The 18,458-nt window shown below is 40.0% G+C and carries 33 protein-coding genes; 2 read left to right on the top strand and 31 right to left on the bottom strand.

Annotated elements, in window-relative coordinates; translation table 11 throughout:
* Positions 1-9: 9 nt before the first annotated feature.
* The 31 genes from rplQ to ftsY form a co-directional block, all read right to left on the bottom strand.
* On the bottom strand, positions 10-393 hold the full coding sequence (gene rplQ / locus EL215_RS03270) for a 50S ribosomal protein L17 (RefSeq protein WP_005695104.1): 384 nt from the start codon (positions 391-393) through the stop codon (positions 10-12).
* A gap of 40 nt (positions 394-433) precedes the next feature.
* Positions 434-1,423 (bottom strand): DNA-directed RNA polymerase subunit alpha, encoded by a 990-nt coding sequence (locus EL215_RS03265; RefSeq protein WP_005695102.1) that lies wholly within the window; start codon positions 1,421-1,423, stop codon positions 434-436.
* 31 nt (positions 1,424-1,454) lie between these two features.
* Complete coding sequence (rpsD, locus tag EL215_RS03260) at positions 1,455-2,075, bottom strand: 30S ribosomal protein S4 (RefSeq protein ID WP_005625866.1); 621 nt, start codon at positions 2,073-2,075, stop codon at positions 1,455-1,457.
* Between the two features lie 29 nt (positions 2,076-2,104).
* A complete protein-coding gene (gene rpsK, locus EL215_RS03255) occupies positions 2,105-2,494 on the bottom strand; it encodes a 30S ribosomal protein S11 (protein ID WP_005543603.1) in 390 nt (129 codons plus the stop codon).
* Between the two features lie 16 nt (positions 2,495-2,510).
* Positions 2,511-2,867 carry a 30S ribosomal protein S13 gene (gene rpsM, locus EL215_RS03250; RefSeq protein ID WP_005548758.1) on the bottom strand — a complete coding sequence of 119 codons (357 nt, stop codon included), beginning with the start codon at positions 2,865-2,867 and terminating at the stop codon, positions 2,511-2,513.
* Positions 2,868-3,008: 141 nt separating this feature from the next.
* The gene (gene rpmJ / locus EL215_RS03245) at positions 3,009-3,122 is read right to left on the bottom strand and encodes a 50S ribosomal protein L36 (protein WP_005625868.1); all 114 of its coding nucleotides are present in this window, start codon (positions 3,120-3,122) and stop codon (positions 3,009-3,011) included.
* A gap of 28 nt (positions 3,123-3,150) precedes the next feature.
* Positions 3,151-4,476, bottom strand: a complete 1,326-nt coding sequence (gene secY, locus EL215_RS03240; RefSeq protein WP_005695101.1) for a preprotein translocase subunit SecY — start codon at positions 4,474-4,476, stop codon at positions 3,151-3,153.
* A gap of 7 nt (positions 4,477-4,483) precedes the next feature.
* On the bottom strand, positions 4,484-4,918 hold the full coding sequence (gene rplO, locus EL215_RS03235) for a 50S ribosomal protein L15 (protein WP_049357268.1): 435 nt from the start codon (positions 4,916-4,918) through the stop codon (positions 4,484-4,486).
* A 4-nt stretch (positions 4,919-4,922) separates the two neighbouring features.
* Positions 4,923-5,102, bottom strand: a complete 180-nt coding sequence (rpmD, locus tag EL215_RS03230; RefSeq protein ID WP_046339253.1) for a 50S ribosomal protein L30 — start codon at positions 5,100-5,102, stop codon at positions 4,923-4,925.
* A gap of 6 nt (positions 5,103-5,108) precedes the next feature.
* A complete protein-coding gene (gene rpsE, locus EL215_RS03225; protein WP_005695098.1) occupies positions 5,109-5,609 on the bottom strand; it encodes a 30S ribosomal protein S5 in 501 nt (166 codons plus the stop codon).
* Positions 5,610-5,623: 14 nt separating this feature from the next.
* Positions 5,624-5,977, bottom strand: a complete 354-nt coding sequence (gene rplR / locus EL215_RS03220) for a 50S ribosomal protein L18 (RefSeq protein ID WP_005695097.1) — start codon at positions 5,975-5,977, stop codon at positions 5,624-5,626.
* Between the two features lie 13 nt (positions 5,978-5,990).
* Entirely contained in the window at positions 5,991-6,524 is a 534-nt protein-coding gene (gene rplF / locus EL215_RS03215) for a 50S ribosomal protein L6 (RefSeq protein WP_126470152.1), read from the bottom strand.
* A gap of 15 nt (positions 6,525-6,539) precedes the next feature.
* Positions 6,540-6,932, bottom strand: coding sequence for a 30S ribosomal protein S8 (gene rpsH, locus EL215_RS03210; RefSeq protein ID WP_005625877.1), 393 nt, complete (start codon positions 6,930-6,932; stop codon positions 6,540-6,542).
* A gap of 36 nt (positions 6,933-6,968) precedes the next feature.
* The gene (gene rpsN, locus EL215_RS03205) at positions 6,969-7,274 is read right to left on the bottom strand and encodes a 30S ribosomal protein S14 (protein ID WP_014064572.1); all 306 of its coding nucleotides are present in this window, start codon (positions 7,272-7,274) and stop codon (positions 6,969-6,971) included.
* 11 nt (positions 7,275-7,285) lie between these two features.
* Complete coding sequence (gene rplE / locus EL215_RS03200) at positions 7,286-7,825, bottom strand: 50S ribosomal protein L5 (RefSeq protein WP_005625881.1); 540 nt, start codon at positions 7,823-7,825, stop codon at positions 7,286-7,288.
* Between the two features lie 17 nt (positions 7,826-7,842).
* Complete coding sequence (gene rplX / locus EL215_RS03195) at positions 7,843-8,154, bottom strand: 50S ribosomal protein L24 (RefSeq protein ID WP_049357261.1); 312 nt, start codon at positions 8,152-8,154, stop codon at positions 7,843-7,845.
* A 13-nt stretch (positions 8,155-8,167) separates the two neighbouring features.
* Complete coding sequence (rplN, locus tag EL215_RS03190) at positions 8,168-8,539, bottom strand: 50S ribosomal protein L14 (protein WP_005619403.1); 372 nt, start codon at positions 8,537-8,539, stop codon at positions 8,168-8,170.
* A 237-nt stretch (positions 8,540-8,776) separates the two neighbouring features.
* Positions 8,777-9,034 carry a 30S ribosomal protein S17 gene (gene rpsQ / locus EL215_RS03185; protein ID WP_005695091.1) on the bottom strand — a complete coding sequence of 86 codons (258 nt, stop codon included), beginning with the start codon at positions 9,032-9,034 and terminating at the stop codon, positions 8,777-8,779.
* Positions 9,034-9,225, bottom strand: a complete 192-nt coding sequence (gene rpmC, locus EL215_RS03180; protein ID WP_049357259.1) for a 50S ribosomal protein L29 — start codon at positions 9,223-9,225, stop codon at positions 9,034-9,036. Before rpmC ends, rpsQ begins: the two co-directional genes overlap by 1 nt.
* The gene (gene rplP, locus EL215_RS03175; protein ID WP_005695088.1) at positions 9,225-9,635 is read right to left on the bottom strand and encodes a 50S ribosomal protein L16; all 411 of its coding nucleotides are present in this window, start codon (positions 9,633-9,635) and stop codon (positions 9,225-9,227) included. Before rplP ends, rpmC begins: the two co-directional genes overlap by 1 nt.
* A gap of 13 nt (positions 9,636-9,648) precedes the next feature.
* Positions 9,649-10,356: a 30S ribosomal protein S3 gene (gene rpsC / locus EL215_RS03170; RefSeq protein WP_049357257.1), complete on the bottom strand. Its 708-nt coding sequence runs from the start codon at positions 10,354-10,356 to the stop codon at positions 9,649-9,651.
* A 17-nt stretch (positions 10,357-10,373) separates the two neighbouring features.
* Positions 10,374-10,706, bottom strand: coding sequence for a 50S ribosomal protein L22 (gene rplV / locus EL215_RS03165; protein ID WP_005625897.1), 333 nt, complete (start codon positions 10,704-10,706; stop codon positions 10,374-10,376).
* 11 nt (positions 10,707-10,717) lie between these two features.
* The gene (gene rpsS, locus EL215_RS03160) at positions 10,718-10,993 is read right to left on the bottom strand and encodes a 30S ribosomal protein S19 (protein WP_005539416.1); all 276 of its coding nucleotides are present in this window, start codon (positions 10,991-10,993) and stop codon (positions 10,718-10,720) included.
* A 24-nt stretch (positions 10,994-11,017) separates the two neighbouring features.
* A complete protein-coding gene (gene rplB / locus EL215_RS03155; protein WP_014064570.1) occupies positions 11,018-11,839 on the bottom strand; it encodes a 50S ribosomal protein L2 in 822 nt (273 codons plus the stop codon).
* Between the two features lie 17 nt (positions 11,840-11,856).
* On the bottom strand, positions 11,857-12,156 hold the full coding sequence (rplW, locus tag EL215_RS03150; protein ID WP_005632756.1) for a 50S ribosomal protein L23: 300 nt from the start codon (positions 12,154-12,156) through the stop codon (positions 11,857-11,859).
* Positions 12,153-12,755 (bottom strand): 50S ribosomal protein L4, encoded by a 603-nt coding sequence (gene rplD, locus EL215_RS03145; protein ID WP_005695085.1) that lies wholly within the window; start codon positions 12,753-12,755, stop codon positions 12,153-12,155. The genes rplW and rplD overlap by 4 nt, the downstream gene beginning before the upstream one ends.
* 15 nt (positions 12,756-12,770) lie before the next feature.
* Positions 12,771-13,397 carry a 50S ribosomal protein L3 gene (rplC, locus tag EL215_RS03140; protein WP_049357253.1) on the bottom strand — a complete coding sequence of 209 codons (627 nt, stop codon included), beginning with the start codon at positions 13,395-13,397 and terminating at the stop codon, positions 12,771-12,773.
* A gap of 16 nt (positions 13,398-13,413) precedes the next feature.
* Positions 13,414-13,725 carry a 30S ribosomal protein S10 gene (gene rpsJ, locus EL215_RS03135; RefSeq protein ID WP_001181005.1) on the bottom strand — a complete coding sequence of 104 codons (312 nt, stop codon included), beginning with the start codon at positions 13,723-13,725 and terminating at the stop codon, positions 13,414-13,416.
* 331 nt (positions 13,726-14,056) lie between these two features.
* Positions 14,057-14,989, bottom strand: a complete 933-nt coding sequence (gene ftsX, locus EL215_RS03130) for a permease-like cell division protein FtsX (protein WP_126470150.1) — start codon at positions 14,987-14,989, stop codon at positions 14,057-14,059.
* A gap of 9 nt (positions 14,990-14,998) precedes the next feature.
* The gene (gene ftsE, locus EL215_RS03125) at positions 14,999-15,655 is read right to left on the bottom strand and encodes a cell division ATP-binding protein FtsE (RefSeq protein ID WP_049363949.1); all 657 of its coding nucleotides are present in this window, start codon (positions 15,653-15,655) and stop codon (positions 14,999-15,001) included.
* Between the two features lie 14 nt (positions 15,656-15,669).
* A complete protein-coding gene (gene ftsY, locus EL215_RS03120; protein ID WP_126470148.1) occupies positions 15,670-17,127 on the bottom strand; it encodes a signal recognition particle-docking protein FtsY in 1,458 nt (485 codons plus the stop codon).
* 98 nt (positions 17,128-17,225) lie between these two features.
* On the opposite strand from ftsY, the gene rsmD reads away from it, so the two are divergent.
* On the top strand, positions 17,226-17,810 hold the full coding sequence (gene rsmD / locus EL215_RS03115; RefSeq protein ID WP_126470146.1) for a 16S rRNA (guanine(966)-N(2))-methyltransferase RsmD: 585 nt from the start codon (positions 17,226-17,228) through the stop codon (positions 17,808-17,810).
* A gap of 9 nt (positions 17,811-17,819) precedes the next feature.
* The gene (gene trmL / locus EL215_RS03110; RefSeq protein ID WP_126470144.1) at positions 17,820-18,293 is read left to right on the top strand and encodes a tRNA (uridine(34)/cytosine(34)/5-carboxymethylaminomethyluridine(34)-2'-O)-methyltransferase TrmL; all 474 of its coding nucleotides are present in this window, start codon (positions 17,820-17,822) and stop codon (positions 18,291-18,293) included.
* Positions 18,294-18,458 lie beyond the last annotated feature (165 nt).

Here is an 18,458-nt window from a genome sequence, read left to right as displayed (position 1 = left end):
AACAAATTATTATTCCGCTGCTGCTTCTGCAACTTCTGGACGATCAACTAACTCAATGTACGCCATTGGAGCGTTGTCACCTGCACGGAAGCCACATTTTAAGATACGGGTGTAACCACCTGCACGTTGAGCAAAACGTGGACCTAATTCATTGAATAATTTCGCAACAGTTTCGATGTTACGAGTACGAGCGAATGCTAAACGACGGTTTGCAACGCTATCTTCTTTTGCTAATGTAATTAACGGTTCAACTACACGGCGTAATTCTTTAGCTTTTGGTAAAGTAGTCTTGATGATTTCATGACTAACTAAAGCACTTGCTAAGTTACGGAACATCGCTTGGCGATGGCTGCTATTACGGTTTAGTTGACGACCACTCTTACGATGGCGCATGATCTTATCCTTCTCAGAAAAATCTTAACCTATGACCAAACTAGTCTTCAGCAATACTTGCTGGTGGCCAATTCTCAAGGCGCATACCAAGTGACAAGCCACGTGAAGCGAGAACGTCTTTAATTTCAGTAAGAGATTTCTTACCAAGATTAGGCGTTTTTAATAACTCAACTTCTGTACGTTGTACTAAGTCACCGATATAGTGAATTGTTTCTGCTTTCAAACAGTTAGCAGAACGAACTGTCAACTCTAAGTCATCAACAGGACGTAATAAAATCGGATCGAATTCCGGTTTTTCTTCCTTGACTTCAGGTTGACGAACATCACGCAAATCAACGAATGCATCGAGTTGCTCTGCTAAAATTGTTGCTGCACGACGAATTGCTTCTTCCGGATCAATAGTCCCGTTAGTTTCTAACTCGATAACTAGTTTATCTAAGTCAGTACGTTGTTCAACACGTGCTGCTTCAACATTGTAAGCAATACGGTCAACCGGACTATAACAAGCATCCACTAATAAACGACCAATTGGACGATCTTCATTTTGTGAATGAGTACGAGCAGATGCAGGTACATAACCTCTACCACGTTGAACACGAATACGCATATTAATAGACGCATTTTCGTCTGTTAAGTGACAGATTACATGTGATGGATTAACAATCTCAACATCACCATCATGGGTGATATCAGCTGCAACAACAGGGCCAATTCCAGATTTATTTAATGTCAGAATAACATCATCTTTATTCTGTACTTTAACCGCTAGACCTTTAAGGTTTAAAAGAACTTCAAGAATATCTTCCTGAACACCTTCTTTACTACTATATTCGTGCAGTACGCCATCAATTTCTACTTCAGTTACAGCACAACCTGGCATTGAAGACAGAAGGATACGACGTAATGCATTCCCTAGAGTATGACCAAAGCCACGCTCTAACGGTTCTAAGATCACCTTAGCATGAGTAGAGCTAATTTGCTCGATATCTACTAAGCGTGGTTTTAAAAATTCTGTAACAGAACCCTGCATTTTATCCTCTCTTTGCTTTTAAGCTTAACTATTATTTAGAGTAAAGCTCAACGATCAGATGTTCGTTAATGTCTGCTGATAAATCAGAACGTTCAGGAACACGTTTGAACACACCTTCCATTTTCGCAGAATCAACTTCTAACCAAGTTGGTTTTTCTCTTTGTTCTGCTAATTCTAATGATGCTTTAATACGTGCTTGTTTTTTAGATTTCTCACGAACAGCAACGACATCATTTACAGAAACTTGGAAAGATGGGATATTTACAACACGACCATTTACGACAATCGCTTTGTGGCTCACTAATTGACGAGCTTCTGCGCGAGTTGCAGCAAATCCCATGCGATAAACAACGTTATCCAATCTACCTTCTAATAATACTAGTAAGTTTTCACCAGTATTACCTTTTAAACGGTTTGCTTCTTTATAGTAGTTACGGAATTGACGTTCTAAAATACCATAGATACGACGAACTTTTTGTTTTTCACGTAATTGACTACCATAGTCAGACAAACGCGGTTTACGAGCACCGTGTTGACCTGGTGCTGTATCAATTTTACATTTTGAATCAATCGCACGCACACCTGATTTAAGGAATAAATCAGTGCCTTCACGACGGCTGAGCTTGAGTTTAGGGCCCAAATATCTTGCCATTTTCTTTCTCCAACTATCCTATTACGCCATTAAACACGACGTTTTTTCGGTGGACGACAACCGTTATGAGGAATCGGAGTCACATCAGTGATGTTCGTGATACGGAAACCCGCTGCATTTAATGCACGGATTGTTGATTCACGACCGGGACCCGGACCTTTAACCATAACTTCCAAGTTCTTTAAGCCAAATTCTTTAACGATTTCAGCACAACGTTCTGCAGCAACTTGTGCAGCGAACGGGGTAGATTTACGAGAACCACGGAAACCTGAACCACCTGCTGTAGCCCAAGCTAAAGCATTACCTTGACGGTCAGTAATGGTAACGATTGTGTTATTGAAAGATGCGTGAATGTGTGCTACGCCATCTACAACTTGTTTTTTTACACGTTTACGTGCACGAACTGGTGTTTTAGCCATTCTTTATTTACCCCGACTATTTTTTGATCGGCTTACGTGGACCCTTACGGGTACGCGCATTAGTTTTAGTACGTTGACCACGTACCGGTAAACTACGACGATGACGTAAACCACGGTAACAACCTAAGTCTAAAAGACGTTTGATGTTTAGTGTTACTTCACGACGTAAGTCACCTTCAACGGTAAATTTACCAACTTCGTCACGCAGTTTGTCAATCTGCTCTTCAGACAATTCGCTGATCTTAACATCTTCAGCAATACCCGCTGCAGCACAAATGCTTTTAGAACGAGTTTTACCGATACCGTAAATTGCAGTTAAAGCGATTACAGCGTGTTTGTGATCAGGAATGTTAATGCCTGCAATACGGGCCACTATGCACTCCTATTATTTTAACTAATTTGGTATTCTGATCTTGAAAAGCCCGTTTTCAGGATACTCAAACAGAATACCAAGGACATAAATGAGTTGAGTAGTATAACTACTCAACCGGTTCTTTGCAAGAAGAAATGTTAATTAACCTTGACGTTGTTTATGTTTAGGGTCGCTGCATAATACACGAACAACACCTTCACGTTTAACAATTTTACAGTTACGACACATCTTCTTAACGGAAGCACGAACTTTCATTGCTTATCCTTTTTACTTAAATGAACAATTACTGTCCAAAACCTTTAAGGTTTGCTTTTTTTAACGCAGATTCATATTGAGACGACATTAAGTGACTCTGAACTTGCACGATAAAATCCATAATTACAACAACAACGATTAATAAGGAAGTACCACCGAAGTAGAATTTAACATCCCATGCTGATGTCATAATATAAGGGACTAAACATACGAACGTTACATAAAGACCGCCAATTAATGTTAATCGAGTCATTACTTTATCAATGTAACGTGATGTTTGTTCACCTGGTCTAATTCCTGGGATAAATGCACCAGATTTTTTTAGATTATCTGCTGTATCACGCGGATTATATTGCATTGCAGTGTAGAAGAAACTGAAGAAAATAATCGCTACCGCATAAACAAGAAGATATAAAGGTTGTCCAGGATTCAACAACATGGATAAGTCATTTAACCACTCAAACTTATCATTCTGACCAAACCATTGTGTCAATGTAGCAGGAAATAAAATAATGCTTGAAGCAAAAATTGCGGGCATTACGTTTGCCATATTAACTTTTAATGGTAAGTGCGTTGAATGACCACCTAAAATTTGGCGTCCTTGTTGACGCTTAGCATATTCAACACGAATTCTACGTTGTCCACGTTCTACGAAGACAACAAAATAAGTTACTGCAAAAACAATAGCAGCGATTAGTAGAAGAACTAAAGGATGCATTTGTCCTTGACGAGCTTGCTCAACTGTTTCGATAATTGCATGTGGCAACCCTGCAACAATACCACCAAAAACAAGAATTGAGATACCGTTACCAATACCTCTTTCAGTAATTTGCTCACCTAACCACATTAAGAACATGGTTCCGGTCACAAGACTCACTACTGCAGTGAAGTAAAAAGTAAAACCGATATTTGGCACTAACTGTGGCAACATATTCGGTAAACCGGTAGAAATGGCGATAGCTTGGATAGTAGCAAAAACCACCGTTGCATAACGAGTATACTTGGTGATTTTTCTTTGTCCTGCTGCGCCTTCCTTCTTCAATTCTGCTAAAGCAGGTGAAACCGTAGCAAGCAATTGCATCACGATAGATGCCGAGATATACGGCATAATACCTAATGCTAAAATTGATGCTCGGCTCAATGCACCACCAGAGAACATGTTTAACATATCAATGATGGTGCCTTTTTGTTGTTCAACTAATTGAGCTAGCACGGCGGCATCAATACCAGGAAGCGGAATAAAAGAACCAATACGATAAACGATAAGTGCACCTAATACAAAAAGCAATCTGCTTTTTAGTTCACCAGTACCACTATTAGTACTTCTGCTTTGATAACCTGGTTGTTTAGCCATTTGCTAATTATTCCTCAACTGAACCGCCAGCAGCTTCGATAGCTGCTTTTGCACCTTTAGTCACACGTAAACCACGTACAGTAACTGCAGATTTCACTTCACCAGCTAAGATAACTTTAGCGAATTGAATATCTTTAGTTAAAATGTTCGCAGCTTTTAATGTTTCTAAAGTGACAACATTTCCCTCAACTTTTGTTAATTCGTTTAAACGAACTTCAGCAGTTACAGCTGATTTCATTGAAGTGAAACCAAATTTTGGTAAACGACGGTATAATGGCATTTGACCACCCTCGAAACCACGACGAACACCGCCGCCAGTACGAGATTTTTGACCTTTATGACCACGACCACCAGTTTTTCCTAAACCTGAACCAATACCACGACCAAGGCGTTTTGCACTGTGCTTAGCACCTTCAGCCGGAGATAGAGTATTTAAACGCATTCTCTTACTCCTCTACTTTAACCATGTATGAAACTTGGTTAATCATACCACGTACTGCCGGAGTATCGATTAACTCAACAGTATGGTGCATATGGCGAAGACCAAGACCACGCAAGGTAGCTTTGTGCTTCGGTAAACGAGCAATTGCGCTACGAACTTGAGTTACTTTAATAGTTTTAGCCATTATCAATTACCCCAAAATTTCATCAACGGTTTTGCCACGTTTAGCAGCAACCATTTCTGGTGATTTCATATTTGCTAATGCATCAATAGTTGCACGAACAACGTTGATTGGGTTGGTTGAACCATACGCTTTAGAAAGAACGTTACGTACACCAGCAACTTCTAACACTGAACGCATTGCACCACCTGCGATGATACCCGTACCTTCGCTAGCTGGTTGCATAAATACGCGAGAACCAGTGTGAACACCTTTAACAGGGTGTTGTAATGTACCTTCATTTAAAGCGACATTAATCATATTGCGACGTGCTTTTTCCATCGCTTTTTGGATCGCTGCTGGAACTTCACGAGCCTTACCATAACCAAAACCTACGCGACCGTTACCATCGCCTACTACTGTTAAAGCAGTAAAGCTCATAATACGACCACCTTTTACAGTTTTTGATACACGGTTTACTGCGATTAGCTTCTCTTGCAGTTCACCAGCTTGTTTTTCGATGTTTGACATCTCAATTTACCTCATTAGAACTGTAGACCAGCTTCACGTGCAGCGTCCGCTAAAGTTTGGACACGACCATGATATTTAAAACCGGAACGGTCAAAAGCAACGTCTTTAACGCCTTTTGCTAATGCGCGCTCAGCAACAAGTTTACCTACTACTGCTGCGGCATCTTTATTACCGGTATATTTAACTTGCTCACGAATTGCTTTTTCAACAGTTGAAGCAGCGGCAAGCACTTCTGAACCGTTTGGTGCAATAACTTGTGCGTAGATATGACGCGGAGTACGGTGAATAACTAAACGAGTTACACCTTGCTCTCTCATCATATGACGTGCACGAGCTGCACGACGGATACGAGCTGATTTCTTATCCATAGTGTTACCTTAATTATTTCTTCTTAGCCTCTTTCATACGTACTACTTCATCAGAGTAACGTACACCTTTACCTTTATAAGGCTCAGGACGGCGATAAGCGCGAATATCTGCTGCAACTTGACCAATTAACTGCTTATCAGCACCTTTTAAAACGATTTCCGTTTGTGAAGGGCATTCTGCAGTAATACCTGCTGGTAAAGTGTGCTCCACAGGGTGAGAAAAACCTAAACTTAATGCAACTGCGTTGCCTTTAATTTGAGCTCTGTAACCAACACCCACTAGTTGTAATTTCTTAGTGAAGCCTTCAGTAACACCGATAACCATTGCATTAACTAATGCACGAGCTGTACCCGATTGAGCATTCGCTTCAACAAAACCTTCACGTGGAGTGAAAGTAAATTGACCATTATCTTGTTTAACTTCAACTGATTTATGAATTGCGCGAGATAACTCGCCATTTTTACCTTTTACTGTTAATAGCTGACCGTCGAGTTTAACTTCAACGCCGGCAGGAATATTAACAGGTGCCTTTGCAACACGAGACATTTTCCTACCCCTCTATTAAGCTACGTAACAGATGATCTCACCGCCTAAGCCCGCTTGACGAGCTGCACGGTCAGTCATAACACCTTTAGATGTAGAAATTACAGCAACACCTAAACCACCCATAACTTTTGGTAATTCGTCTTTACGTTTGTAAATACGAAGACCAGGACGGCTTACACGTTGGATGCTTTCTACAACCGGCTTTCCTTGGAAATATTTTAAAGTAATTTCCAACTCAGGTTTTGCACCTTCTAAAACTTTAACGCTTTCGATATAACCTTCAGCAGCTAATACGTTGGCAATTGCCACTTTTAGCTTGGAAGAAGGCATATTGATTGCAACTTTGTTCGCAGCTTGACCGTTACGAATACGGGTCAACATATCTGCGATTGGATCTTGCATACTCATTGTACTTTTTCTCCGATTCCAAAATAAAGTGGTATATTACCAGCTCGCTTTTTTAAGGCCAGGGATCTCACCGCGCATAGCAGCTTCACGAACCTTAATACGGCTTAAACCAAACTTACGTAAAACGCCGTGAGGACGTCCAGTTTGGCGGCAACGGTTACGTTGACGACTAGGGCTAGAATCGCGTGGTAAAGTTTGTAATTTTAACACTGCATCCCAACGATCTTCGTCAGAGGCATTGACATCAGAAATGATTTTCTTTAATTCTGCACGTTTAGCGAAGAATTTTTCAGCCAATTTAACGCGTTTTACATCGCGTGCTTTCATTGATTGTTTTGCCATTATAACCTGCCTTATTTACGGAATGGGAAATTAAAGGCAGCAAGTAGTGCTTGACCTTCTTCATCATTCTTAGCAGTAGTTGTGATAGTGATATCTAAACCACGTACACGATCTACTTTATCGTAATCGATTTCAGGGAAGATGATTTGTTCACGCACACCCATGCTGTAGTTACCACGACCATCAAATGATTTTGCGCTTAAACCGCGGAAGTCACGAATACGTGGAACAGCAATTGTAATTAAACGTTCAAAGAACTCCCACATACGCTCACCGCGTAGTGTTACTTTACAACCGATTGGATATCCCTGACGGATTTTAAAGCCAGCAACAGATTTACGAGCTTTAGTTACTAAAGGTTTTTGACCGCTAATTGCTGCTAAGTCCGCTACTGCGTTGTCTAGCAATTTCTTATCGGTCAATGCTTCACCCACACCCATATTCAGGGTAATCTTTTCGATTCGTGGGACTTGCATGACAGATTTGTAGCCGAATTTATTTTTTAACTCGCTTACTACTTGATCTCTGTAGTAATCATGCAGTTTCGCCATCGCATTACTCCAGTTTGTTAGATAATTTCATTGTTAGATTTGAAGAAACGTACTTTTTTGCCATCTTCGAATCTAAAACCTACACGGTCAGCTTTGTTTGTTTTTGAATTGAAAATCGCAACGTTAGAAGCATCAATAGCCGCTTCTTTTTTCACTAAACCACCAGCTTGTCCTAAAGCAGGAACTGGTTTCTCATGTTTAGTGATGATGTTGATACCTTCAACAAACACTTTACCGTTTGGTAACACTTTAGTTACCTTACCACGCTTGCCTTTGTCTTTACCGGCAAGTACGATTACTTCATCGTTTTGACGAATTTTTGCAGCCATTTCTCACTTCTCCTTACAGTACTTCTGGTGCCAAAGAAATGATCTTCATGAATTTCTCAGAACGAAGTTCACGAGTCACCGGTCCAAAAATACGAGTACCGATTGGTTGCTCTGTGTTATTGTTTAAAATTACACAAGCGTTACCATCGAAGCGAATGACTGATCCGTCTGGGCGACGAACACCCTTCTTGGTGCGCACAACAACTGCTTTTAATACATCACCTTTTTTAACTTTACCGCGTGGAATTGCTTCTTTCACAGTAACTTTGATAATGTCACCAATAGCAGCATAACGACGGTGCGATCCACCTAGAACCTTGATACACATTACACTGCGAGCACCAGAGTTATCGGCAACATCCAGCATAGTCTGTTCTTGGATCATATTTTATGCTCCGTTAAGTTAATAATACACCCTTTCGGGACGAACCTATCCATACCTTAGAAAGGTATATGGCGGATAGGTGGCGGAGTTTACCAAAATCAAGCAAGAAACGCAATTAAAATTTTATGCTTAAATCAGAGTGCTTAAAGTGCGGTCAAATTTTTATGACTTTTTAGCAAACTTTGGAAAGAAAAAAGCCAACGGTATAAACCATTGGCTTTTATTTTAACTTGTTAATTAAGCAATAACTGCTTTCTCAACAACACGAACTAAAGTCCAAGATTTGGTTTTAGAGAGAGGACGACATTCGCGAATCTCTACTACATCACCTAATTTGGCTTCGTTGTTCTCATCGTGTACGTGTAATTTAGTTGTACGACGGATAAATTTACCGTATAACGGGTGTTTTACCTTACGTTCAATAGCAACAACGAAAGATTTTTCCATTTTGTCGCTAACAACTTTACCTTGTACGCTACGAATTTTATCAGTCATTACTCACCCGCCTTCTCAGTTAAAATGGTTTTAATGCGTGCGATATCACGACGCACTTGTTTAGCCTGATGGGTTTGTTGAAGCTGACCGGTGGCTGTTTGCATGCGCAATTTGAATTGTTCACCTAAAAGGTTCACTAATTCATCATTCAGCTCTTCAACACTTTTTGTACGTAAATCTTGAGCTTTCATTACATCACCGTCTTAGTTACGAAGGTGGTCTTGATTGGCAATTTAGCAGCAGCTAATGCAAATGCTTGTCTTGCGATCTCTTCAGACACACCATCCATTTCATAAAGTACTTTACCCGGTTGGATTAAGGCTACCCAGTACTCAACGTTACCTTTACCTTTACCCATACGGACTTCTAATGGTTTTTCAGTAATTGGTTTATCTGGGAAAACACGGATCCAGATTTTACCTTGACGTTTAACTGCACGCGTCATTGCACGACGAGCCGCTTCAATTTGACGAGCGGTTAAACGACCACGACCAACTGCTTTTAACCCGAATGTACCGAAGCTAACTTCTGTACCACCCGCGATACCACGGTTACGGCCTTTGTGAACTTTACGGAATTTTGTACGTTTTGGTTGCAACATTTAGCGTTTCTCCTTACTTACGACCTTTGCCACGCGGAGCCTTTTTAGGCTTGTCGGCAGGTTGTTGTTCTGATTGCGCAACTGCAGCCATTCCACCCAAAATTTCACCTTTGAAGATCCATACTTTAACGCCAATTACACCGTATGTAGTATGAGCTTCTGCAGTGTTATAATCGATGTCCGCACGAAGAGTATGTAGAGGTACACGACCTTCACGATACCATTCAGAACGTGCGATTTCTGCACCACCTAAACGACCGCTAACTTCAACTTTGATACCTTTAGCACCTAAACGCATTGCGCTTTGTACCGCACGTTTCATAGCACGACGGAACATTACACGACGTTCTAATTGAGAAGCGATGCTGTCTGCAACTAATTTTGCATCTAATTCCGGTTTTTTCACTTCAGCAATGTTAATTTGAGCCGGAACGCCAGCAATTTTAGACACTGCGTTACGTAATTTTTCAACATCTTCACCTTTTTTACCAATAACGATACCAGGACGAGCTGTGTGAATTGTTACACGAATACTTTTAGCTGGACGCTCAATAGTAATACGTGAAACCGAAGCGTTTGCTAATTCTTTATTTAAGAATTTGCGTACTTTGAAGTCACCGTCAAGATTGTCGGCGAAATCTTGTGTATTCGCGAACCAAGTAGAGTTCCAAGGTTTTACAATACCTAGGCGAATACCATTTGGATTTACTTTTTGACCCATTGCTATTCCTCTACTTATTAACGATCTGACACAACCACAGTAATGTGGCTAGTACGTTTTAAAATACGATCTGCACGACCTTTAGCACGTGGCATAACACGTTTCATGCTAGGACCTTCGTCAACGAAGATTTTAGCAACTTTAAGATCATCGATATCTGCACCATCATTATGCTCTGCATTAGCAATAGCAGACTCTAATACTTTTTTCACTAAAGCCGCAGCTTTTTTGTTAGTAAAAGTTAAGATTTCTAATGCTTGCGCAACTTTTTTACCACGAATTAAATCGGCAACTAAGCGAGCTTTTTGGGCAGAAGTGCGAGCGTAACGATGTTTTGCGATAGTTTCCATCTATTTACCTCTTATTTCTTAGCTTTCTTATCTGCCGCGTGACCGCGGTATGTACGAGTCGGTGCAAATTCACCTAATTTATGGCCGATCATTTCATCAGATACATAAACAGGAACGTGCTGACGACCATTATGGACTGCGATGGTCAATCCGATCATTGAAGGAATGATCATTGAACGACGGGACCAAGTTTTGATTGGTTTTTTATCCCCGCTTTCCACCGCCTTCTCTACCTTCTTCAACAAGTGTAGGTCAAGGAAAGGACCTTTCTTGAGAGAACGTGGCATGGCTTATCCTCTTATTAATTTAAATTATTTGCCACGACGACGTACGATGAATTTATCAGTACGTTTATTGTGACGAGTTTTCTTACCTTTAGTTTGAACGCCCCAAGGAGTTACTGGGTGTTTACCAAAGTTACGACCTTCACCACCACCATGTGGGTGATCTACTGGGTTCATTGCAGTACCACGAACTGTAGGGCGAATGCCTCTCCAACGGTTAGCACCAGCTTTACCCAATACGCGAAGCATATGTTCTGAGTTACCAACTTCACCGATTGTAGCAACACATTCAGCTAATACTTTACGCATTTCGCCTGAACGTAAACGTAAAGTTACATAGTTGCCTTCACGAGCGATGATTTGTACATAAGCACCAGCAGAACGAGCGATTTGACCGCCTTTACCTGGTTTTAATTCGACGTTATGTACTGTTGAACCAACTGGGATATTACGCATTGGTAATGAGTTACCCACCTTAATTGGTGAGTTAACGCCAGATTGGATTTGATCGCCAACTGACAAACCTTTAGGTGCTAAGATATAACGGCGTTCACCATCTTTATAAAGCACTAAAGCAATGTTAGCTGAACGGTTTGGATCATATTCTAAACGTTCAACAACCGCTGGGATATCTAACTTGTTACGTTTGAAATCGATTAAACGGTAATGTTGTTTATGACCACCACCGATGTGGCGAGTGGTAATACGACCATAATTGTTACGACCACCAGTTTTAGATTTAGTATCTAGAAGAGGCGCGTAAGGTTTACCCTTGTGTAATTCAGGGTTCACGATTTTAACAACGTGACGACGACCAGCGGAGGTCGGCTTACATTTAACGATAGCCATTCTCTAATTTCCTCCGATTACTCTGCACTGTCCACGAAGTCCAAGTTTTGGCCTTCGGCTAAAGTTACATAAGCTTTTTTCCAGTCGCTGCGACGACCCATTTTGTTACCACGGCGTTTAGTTTTACCTTTAACAACCACAGTACGAACTGAGTCAACTTTTACTTCAAATAATTGAGCAACAGCAGCAGCAATTTCAGCTTTGTTCGCATCTAAAGCAACTTTAAGTACAACAGTATTAGATTTTTCAGCATTGTTAGTTGCTTTTTCAGAGATATGCGGTGCACGTAGCACGCTTAGCAAACGTTCTTGACTCATGCTAGGATCTCCTCAATTTGTTTCACAGCGTCAACAGTAACAATCACTTTATCGAAAGCGATTAAGCTAACTGGATCGATACCTTGAACATCACGTACATCAACTTTATATAAGTTACGTGCCGCTAAGAATAGATTTTCATCTAAACTTGCTGTGATAATTAACGCATCTTCAACTGCTAAATCTTTTAATTTTTGTACTAAAACTTTAGTTTTTGGTGCATCTAATTCGAATTTCTCAACAACAACTAAACGGTCTTGACGAACTAATTCAGAAAGAATGCTTTTGATAGCACCACGGTACATTTTCTTGTTCACTTTTTGGCTGTGATCTTGTGGTTTAGCCGCGAAGGTTGTACCACCAGAACGCCAGATTGGTGATTTGATATCACCAGAACGAGCACGACCTGTACCTTTTTGACGCCAAGGTTTTTTACCTGAACCAGACACTTCAGCACGAGTTTTTTGCGCACGAGTACCTTGACGAGCACCTGCTGCATAAGCAACAACAACTTGGTGAATCAAAGCTTCGTTAAACTCACGTCCGAAGGTAGTTTCAGAAACAGTTAGTGCATTTGCACCTACAACTTGTAATTCCATCTCTATCTCCTAGACTTATGCTTTAACTGCTGGCTTAACGATAACATCGCCATTGATAGCACCAGGTACAGAACCTTTTACTAATAGCAATTTACGCTCAGCATCTACACGAACAACTTCAAGTGATTGAACGGTTACTCGCTCAGCACCTAAATGTCCTGCCATTTTTTTACCTTTAAACACACGACCTGGAGTTTGGTTTTGACCAATAGAACCAAGTACACGATGTGATAAAGAGTTACCGTGTGTAGCATCTTGAGTACGGAAGTTCCAACGTTTAACACCACCTTGAAAACCTTTACCTTTAGAAGTACCAGTAACATCTACTTTTTTAACATCTGCAAAGATGTCAACATTGATTTCTTGACCTAAAGTGAATTCATCACCTTCAGTACGAAATTCCCATAAACCGCGACCAGCTTCAACACCTGCTTTCACGAAATGACCTGCTTCAGGTTTAGTTACACGATTCGCTTTTTTAGAACCAGTAGTAACTTGAACTGCAGTATAGCCATCGTTTTCAAGAGTTTTAACTTGAGTTACGCGGTTGGCTTCGATTTCGATAACGGTAACTGGTACTGAAACACCGTCTTCATTGAAGATACGGGTCATACCAACTTTACGACCGACTAAACCAATCATTGTAATAACCTCTTAATTAACCTAGGCTGATCTGCACGTCCACGCCGGCAGCCAAATCTAAACGCATTAATGCATCAACAGTTTTTTCTGTTGGCTCTACGATATCTACTAAACGTTTGTGTGTACGAATTTCGTATTGATCACGCGCGTCTTTGTTCACGTGTGGAGAAATCAACACGGTGAAACGCTCTTTACGAGTTGGTAAAGGGATTGGACCACGAACTTGTGCACCAGTACGTTTAGCTGTTTCTACGATCTCCGCAGTAGATTGATCGATCAAACGGTGATCGAAAGCTTTTAAGCGGATACGGATTCTTTGGTTCTGCATTAGACCAGAGCTCCAATAAAATTTAGCTAATAAAAAACTAACACCAATCACAATTCTAACTTCAAAATAGAAAAGGAGGTGTAAGTTACCTGTTATATAGTCTCCAAATCGGAAACATTGTTAGTATTACATATCGTAATACTCGTTTAATAAATGATTACATTAAACGGCTTTCAATATCTGAAAGCCCGTGGATATTACACAAAAACACCTAATTATGCAAGCTTTTTGTTCAATTAATTTCCACATACAAAAAAGTGCGGTCATTTTCCCGAATGTTTTTCAGATGAAAACAAGATAAAAAATGACCGCACTTTAATATAAATGAAATCTATAGTTTGTTATCTAACATTGCAATATGTCTTGTTGCAGCAATCCAAGCACCAACATAACCCATAATCAAGCAGCTGACTAATAAGAAGATTAGCTCACCAATGCCTAATCCATTGAGCTCAAATGTCACCGCAAAGATATCCGTTACATATTTCACCGCTGATGTAAAGTATCCTACAATAAGACTGCTAAAGAGTGCTGCAACCAATCCGCCCAACACCGCATAAATCATGCCTGTATAAAGATAAGGACGAAGAATGAATTGATCTGTAGCACCTAATAGTTTCATCACATCAATGCTTGCTAGGCTACTATAGACATCCGAGCGAATACTATTTCCGATAACAAGGAATACCGCAATGGTCATCAAAACCGTGCAGAAAATTGCCACATGCGCAAATAACCACGAAAGTGCGGTCAATTTTTCCATCCAATCGTTATCTAAACGAACTTCTTGCACCCCTTTAATTTTATTTAAGTTGGTACGTAATTCTGCTCGTTTTTCAGATGCATTAAAGTCTTTAGACGGCTTCACCATCACGACTGCCGGTAATGGATTATCATCTAAAATCTCTAATTCTTCACCAAAACCAGACCAACTTTTGAATTCTTTTAAGCTTTCTTGGCGAGAAACATAATTTAAAGATTCCACGCCTTCCTGTTGACGGATTTTTTCCACCACTAAGTTAGCATCTTCTTCACTTAAATTTTTGTGTAAGTAGATTGTGAGTTCGCTTTCCGGATAAAATTGAGTCGTCGCTAAATGTAAATTTTTCCATAACAAATAACTCACCGTTGGAATTGTTAAAGACACGGCAATAACAAGAATTGTGAGCAATGTACCAAATTTACACTTTAACAAATCGCTACAAACCGAACGCAATGTATAGGCAGTTTGCACGCCAAAAGAAGCATCAATACGTCTTGTCATTTTTTATCCTTAATAGCGTAAATAGCCTTGTTCAAGTACAAGACATGGTTTTGGTTTTTGTTGAATTAAATTGATATCGTGTGTTGCAATTAATACTGTCATGCCTAAACGATTAAATTCTTCAAAAAGATTGAAAATCCCTAAAGAAAGTTCTCCATCTAAGTTGCCTGTCGGCTCATCCGCTAATAAAAGTTGCGGTTTATGCACGATTGCACGTGCGATATCTACGCGTTGTTGTTCCCCACCTGAGATTTGTGGCGGCATATAATTCGCTTTACTGCGTAAACCCACGCGATCTAACGCAACCAATGCACGTGTATGCGCTTCTTTCGGGTTCATGCCAGCAATAATCAATGGCAGCGCCACATTTTCTACCACGCTACGATCCGTTAATAGACGGTAATCTTGGTGAACCATACCGATTTGGCGGCGTAAAAATGGGATTTCATACTTAGACAAACGCGTAATATCATGGCCATTAAACCAAATATTACCAGCATTCGCCTTTTCCATTCCCATGATTAATTTAAGCAAGGTACTTTTACCCGCGCCTGAATGCCCAACAAGATAAGTCATACTTCCAACAGGAAGATGAAAATTCAAACCCTGCAAGGCCGGCTGAGTCGCACCGTGATAAGCTTTAGAGACATTTGAAAATCGAATCACTTTATTATTCCTTTTTATTCTTCATTTTCGTGAACAAACAATGCTTCAATAAATTCTTCTGCATTAAATTTGCGTAAATCCTCAATCTTTTCGCCTACACCAATATAGCGAATTGGTAAATTAAACTGATCCGCAATAGCGAAAATCACGCCACCTTTTGCTGTGCCGTCTAACTTAGTTAATGAAATACCGGTTAACCCAACCGCTTCATCAAAGAGTTTTGCTTGGCTAATCGCATTTTGTCCTGTACCTGCGTCAAGCGTAAGCATAATCTCATGCGGTGCGGTTTCATCATATTTTCTCATGACACGAACAATTTTCTTCAATTCATCCATGAGATTATTTTTATTTTGTAAACGTCCTGCCGTATCCGCAATTAAAACATCAATGTTACGTGCTGCGGCAGATTGCATCGCATCAAAAATGACTGACGCTGAATCTGAACCCGTACTTTGTGCCACTACCGGAATATTGTTACGCACACCCCATACTTGAAGTTGTTCGACTGCTGCGGCACGGAAAGTATCCCCTGCTGCTAACATGACTGATTTACCTTCATTTTGGAATTTACGAGCTAACTTACCAATTGTGGTTGTTTTACCTACACCATTCACGCCAACCATCAAAATAACATACGGTTTTTTAGTCGTATCAATAACTAGCGGCTGCGCAACAGGTTTTAAGATCTCCGCCATTTCAACTTTAAGTTGTTGGTAAAGTAATTCCGCATCTTGTAATTGTTTACGACTTGCATGCTCCGTTAAATTCTTAATGATTTTATTAGTTGTTGGCACGCCAATATCGGAAATTAAAAGTTGCTCTTCCAACTCATCAAACAAATCATCATCAATTTTCTTGCCTAAAAAGAAAGATCGGAAACCCGCACCAATATTTTGTTTGGTTTTGAGTAAGCCTTTAACTAAACGGCTGAAAAAGCCGCCTTCACTTGGTTTTTCTTGCGTTTCGGTATTGATATCTGAACGTAATTCGTCTTTAACATCGTCAACAATTTCAGATTCAATCTCGGCTTCAACCACAGGAAGATCTTCAATGACATTATCTTGTTCAATAATGCTTTCTGTTGGCTCTTCCGTAGGAAGTACGGTAGCAATTTCTTCTGTTTTTACTGTTTCTTCATCAATTGTTTCAATCACTGGTGTATCTAAAACAGGTTCAATATTGACCGCACTTTCAGGTGAAATCACTTGTTCTACGATAGGTTCAAGATGCTCAACAACGCCCCCTTCTGCTTTATCTTGTTGCAGTTGTTCAGCTAATTCCTGTAATTCTTCCTGTTCAACTTGCTCTAATTGAATGTTCTCTCCAGCGTGAACAATTTCTTCCTCAGGTGAAACATCGGCAGGTTCGACAGATGGCTCTTCAATAATTGGCTCAATTTTTTGTTCTTCTTGCTTTTTATTGCGACCAAAAAGAGAGGCCCAAAATCCACCTTTTTTCTTTTCTTCTGACATAAATTCTTCTCTTAAACACAAATCTGTAAAAAATATTGACTATTCTAACAAAAAATCGTCTAAACTAAGCACAATTTTCACTACAAATCTGTTTCTTTATGAAAAAAATGCAAGTTCAAAACGCCAAAGGCGAAGTTCGAATCATCGCAGGTCTTTGGCGAGGGCGAAAATTACCGGTTTTAAATGCAGAAGGTTTGCGTCCAACAGGCGATCGCGTAAAAGAAACCTTATTCAACTGGTTGATGCCTTACATTGTGGATAGCCATTGTCTTGATTGCTTTGCAGGCAGTGGCTCACTTGGTTTTGAAGCCCTTTCTCGCCAAGCGAAACAGGTGACGTTTTTAGAGTTAGATAAAAATGTGGCAAACCAATTAAAGAAAAATTTGCAAACGCTAAAAACAACGAGTGAACAAGCTCAGGTAATCAATCAAAATAGTTTAGAATTTTTAAAACAAGTGCAAAATCAACCGCACTTTGATGTGGTATTTTTAGATCCACCTTTTCATTTTGGCTTAGCAGAACAAGCAATTACTCTCTTGGAGGAAAAGAATTGGCTGTTACCCCATGCATTGATTTATGTGGAAACAGAAAAAGACAAACCGCTTAGCATGCCTGACAATTGGCAACTACTGAAAGAGAAAACTGCAGGCATGGTGAGTTATCGCCTGTATCAAAAAGATTAGGAAATTATTATGTTAGATATTGTGTTATACGAACCTGAAATTCCACAAAATACGGGAAATATTATTCGTCTTTGTGCGAACACTGGCTTTCGCCTTCATTTAATCGAACCACTAGGCTTTACATGGGATGATAAAAAATTACGTCGTTCCGGCTTGGATTATCATGAATTTGCCGAAATCAAAAAGCATAAAACCTTTGAAGCCTTTTTAGAAAGTGAAAAACCACAACGTCTTTTTGCGCTAACGACTAAAGGCGGCCCTGCACATAACGAAGTGCAATTTGAATTAGGGGATTATTTGATGTTTGGCCCTGAAACTCGTGGTATTCCCATGTCTATTTTAGATAGCATGCCAATGGAGCAAAAAATCCGTATCCCAATGACTGCAAATAGCCGCAGTATGAACTTATCCAACTCAGTCGCAGTGACGATTTATGAAGCTTGGCGACAGCTAGGTTACGAAGGGGCCGTGAATTTAAATTGATAAAAAATCAGTAAAATAGTCGCTTATTTTCTAAACCAAAATAAGTGGCTTTCTTTTTGCATTTAAATTGTGATCTCGATCACATATTTGTAATTTTAATATTCCCTTTTTTTAAAAATAGCAGTATAAATAAATTACATTTAGAGAGGGATCTCGATGTGCTCT

Source organism: Haemophilus parainfluenzae, assembly GCF_900638025.1.
In the GTDB taxonomy this organism is placed as follows: Bacteria; Pseudomonadota; Gammaproteobacteria; order Enterobacterales; family Pasteurellaceae; genus Haemophilus_D; species Haemophilus_D parainfluenzae_J.
This window is presented reverse-complemented; position numbering and strand designations above follow the sequence as displayed.